2 protein-coding genes are annotated in these 3,807 nt (G+C 43.4%); both read right to left on the reverse strand.

Going from position 1 to position 3,807, the window contains the following annotated elements:
- Positions 1-113 precede the first annotated feature (113 nt).
- Complete coding sequence (locus tag PN457_RS14815) at positions 114-2,474, reverse strand: TonB-dependent hemoglobin/transferrin/lactoferrin family receptor (protein ID WP_271734153.1); 2,361 nt, start codon at positions 2,472-2,474, stop codon at positions 114-116.
- Between the two features lie 34 nt (positions 2,475-2,508).
- Positions 2,509-3,552 carry a FecCD family ABC transporter permease gene (locus PN457_RS14820; RefSeq protein WP_417006611.1) on the reverse strand — a complete coding sequence of 348 codons (1,044 nt, stop codon included), beginning with the start codon at positions 3,550-3,552 and terminating at the stop codon, positions 2,509-2,511.
- Between the last annotated feature and the right edge of the window lie 255 nt (positions 3,553-3,807).

A 3,807-nucleotide genomic window follows, 5' to 3' on the forward strand; every position in this document is an offset into this window, starting at 1 on the left:
CCCCATTCCCCATTCCCCATTCCCCATTCCCTGTTCCCTGTTCCCTGTTCCCTGTTCCCTGTTCCCTGTTCCCTCAGATAAAAATTACCTGTTGAAAACTTATAAAACAACCTCTAAAAACGTACACTCACAGTCGCAGCAAAGTTAATTCCGGGTCGGGTATATAAATCTAGTAGACGGTCATTGCTATTTACACCCCGCACATCAGACCATTCTATATATCTTTGGTTCAATAAGTTGAAAATTCCCAGATTGAGAATGGTATTAGGGTTGAACTGGTAGAAACCGCGCACATCCACAGTAGTGTAACCTTCGGGTTTAAAAAAGTCTTCATTACTTACCCTATCTTGAGCCGCGACTAAGGTGGTAGTTAGTTCTGCGCCCCAAATCTCTTCGGGTGAACGATAACGCAATCCTATAATCCCCTTCAATGGATCTATGGAATCTAGGGGTTGGTCTGTTTCTAAGTTATCCCCCACAGCATAAGCTAAGGTTCCGAACACACTTAAACCACCCGGAGACCTTGTAAAGCGATATTCTCCCCTAGCTTCTAAACCGGAAATTTTCGCCCCTTTAATATTTTGGGATTGGAATTGACGCACAGGTCTACCACTAATCACAAGAGGATCACTAAGTTCGACATTAGCATCAATAAAGTTATTGTAGTGATTATAGAAACCAGTCAGACCAAAGCTACTTTGAGGATAATTAGCCCTAATACCGAGTTCATAACTATCAACTGTTTCCGGTTTTAAATCAGCATTTGGTAAAATAGTATAACCAAAAGCAAAGTTAGTAAAGGCAATGTTTGCATTATCGTAAGGTGGACTTCTAAAACCACGGGCATATTGCCCATATAATGATATTTCTGGGGTGATTTTGGCAATTAGACCTAATTTTGGTGAGATTGCGGAAGCTGAAAAGCCCTTGACTTCGTAATTTTGCGTATTAATATTACTAAAAGCAACATCCTCAGTCTGAGGCCTGAGTTGATAATAGTCGTAACGCACCCCTGGAATTAAGGTGATCCGACCATCAGCAAATTCGATTTCATTTTGAAGGTAAATCCCACCTCTCAAGGTGTCAGTATCAGGAAAAGTCTTGTTAGGGAAAAGTTCGCTGCTAACAGTTTTCGTACTCGTTCCCAGTGTTTCATTAAATAATGTTGAATCTCTAGGGCGACTAGTGGAAGTGTTGAACAAATCAAAACCGTAAACTAGGCGATGACTAACATCCCCTGTCAAAAATTTGCTGGTAAATTGAACATCACCACCAATTATATCTTGGTTAAAACCAGTTTCTAAGATGCGGCGCAAATTCTGATTAGCACTGTTAACAGTACGGGTTTCTACATCTTCTGTGGTTTCAGCAGTTTGGTAATACATCTGCGATCGCACTGACTGCAAAAATGAGCCTAAGTCAGGATTAGTATACTCATGACTTAAACTGATGCGTCCCCGACTGGTGAAATCCTCAGCTACTTGACTGACAGTGGTAGTACGAGTAAAACTGCTAAATCCTTCAGCAGTCTTGACTTGGGTATTCAGCCTACTTTCAAACCATTCTCCTGTCAACCGGAAAATATTATGATCGTTAGCTTGTAGAACTACCTTACTGAACAGGTTCTGACTATCAACATTTTGAGGATTGGGAGCTAATCCGTCGTAGTTTTGAGTTTCGTTACCATCCCTACGGGTATATTGCAATAAACCTGATAGGTTTTCCTCTTTACCTGCTAAGGTCACCGAGGGCGCAAAACTAGAGTCGGTGCTGTCATAACTGGTTTTACCACCCACATAAAGTGGACGACCAAAAACACTCAGATAATCTTCTGGGTCTTTCGTAATGAAAGAGACTACACCCCCTAAAGCATCACTACCATATAGGGTAGAAGCAGGACCGCGAATAATTTCCACCCTTTGAATTGAGTCAAAATCGACTAAATCACGGCCGGTATTAGCATAAATATCGGGGACTCTCACCCCATCAACCTGAATTAAAACTCGGTTCCCCTCAATTCCCCGAATATTAATACTGGAATTACCACTCCCCGCAGGACCAGTACGCACGGGGCGATTACGTACAGATATTCCCGGCTCGTAGCGGACTAAATCTTTGATATCCTCGATAAAATCCCTCTGGATTTTTTGCTCATCAATGATGCTAATTGTTCCCGGTGAATCTACAACTGCTCTGGGTGTGCGGGTTCCGGTGACGGTAATTTCTATCTCGGAATCACCGCTTTGAGTTTCCTCAACGCAATCTTTAAATTCTGGGTCTTTGGGATCAAAATCAGGGGGACAGGTTTCTTCTTCCTCTGGTTGAGCATCGGAGGGAGTTAAAATAGGTTCTTGAGTCAGTAAATAAGTTTTTGTTTCACCAGAAATGCTAGTATTACCAGATTCTGCTAATACTGTGGGCATGACAAACAGATTCAGCATAATTATGCTGAACAGCAAGGGATGTTGTTTCACTCTTATGACACCTCTGACAACTTGAAAGTTTTAATTACACATTGCGGCGATACAGGAGATAGATAAATAAGGGAGAACCCAGTAAAGCTGTGACTGCTCCCACGGGAATTTCTACAGCACCCAACCGAGACAGTAAGTCTGCAAAGCTGAGAACTAAAGCCCCACCTATTGCGCTTAGTGGTAAAACAGCACGGTAATCTGTACCTACGATCAGGCGGATTCCGTGGGGAACAATTAAACCCACGAAACCAATTAAACCCCCTATACTTACCGCTCCCGCTGCTAACAGTGTGGCGGTAGCACCAATTAAAATCCGCGATCGCCATACAGAAACACCTAGTCCTGTGGCTAACTCGTCACCCAGGTTCAACAAGTTAACCGCACGCGCTAGTAAGCATCCCCCTAAGAGGGCGACACTAATATAGGACCCGGAAATAGTTACCTCACTCCAACCGCGCCCATTCAAACTACCAATTAACCAATTTAAGGCCGCTTGTATTTGACCATCTTCGGCTATGAGTAACAACACAGACTGAATTGCACCAAACAAGGAACTGACAGCAACTCCCCCTAAAATCAATCTTTCTACGGAAATTCCATCACGACGGTAAGCTAGGAAATAAACAAGAATAGTTGTTAATAAGCCCCCCATCCAAGCCCCTAAAGGTATCCAGGTCTGCAATACACCTAAACTGAGCATAGCTACCGCCGCTAAACCAGCACCCGCAGAAATTCCCAGTAAGAACGGACTCGCCAGCCCGTTTTTCAGCATTCCCTGCAGTAATGACCCGGACATTCCCAGAGCGGCACCCACCAGCAGGGCGGCTAGGGTGCGCGGTAGGCGCAGATCCCAGAGAATTGTTTGATAGAGTTCATCACCCCGGCGTATTAATGCTAGCCACAGTTGATTGGGGGTCATGGCTACTGCGCCCAATGACAGGGAAATTCCGGTGACTAGCACCAGTCCTACTAGTAGCAATACAGTTACTACTAATAGGCGATCGACCCTCCCTAATTCCCCTGTGACATTTTGGTGCGATCGCCTTGGCAACCACAACTTGAATATTCCCATATTAATGAATATATTTTGCAATAGCTCCCTAAACATATTCCATCATTAATACAAACTGTTGTCAATAACTTTAGAGGGAATATGAAGATTTGCACATATTTAGGAGGATGTTGGTCAAGTGATGATTAGTGTATCGAATATTATTTGACCCCTCCCTCTCCTTACAAGGGTAGGTTTTTAATATGATCTGTGAAGGCAAGACCACCGAAGACAAGGAAGGAAAGTGGACAAGGAAGATTTTATCCGGACAATGGTCTTTTA

Origin of the sequence: Anabaenopsis arnoldii, from assembly GCF_028331025.1 — a bacterium.
Lineage (GTDB): Bacteria > Cyanobacteriota > Cyanobacteriia > Cyanobacteriales > Nostocaceae > Anabaenopsis > Anabaenopsis arnoldii.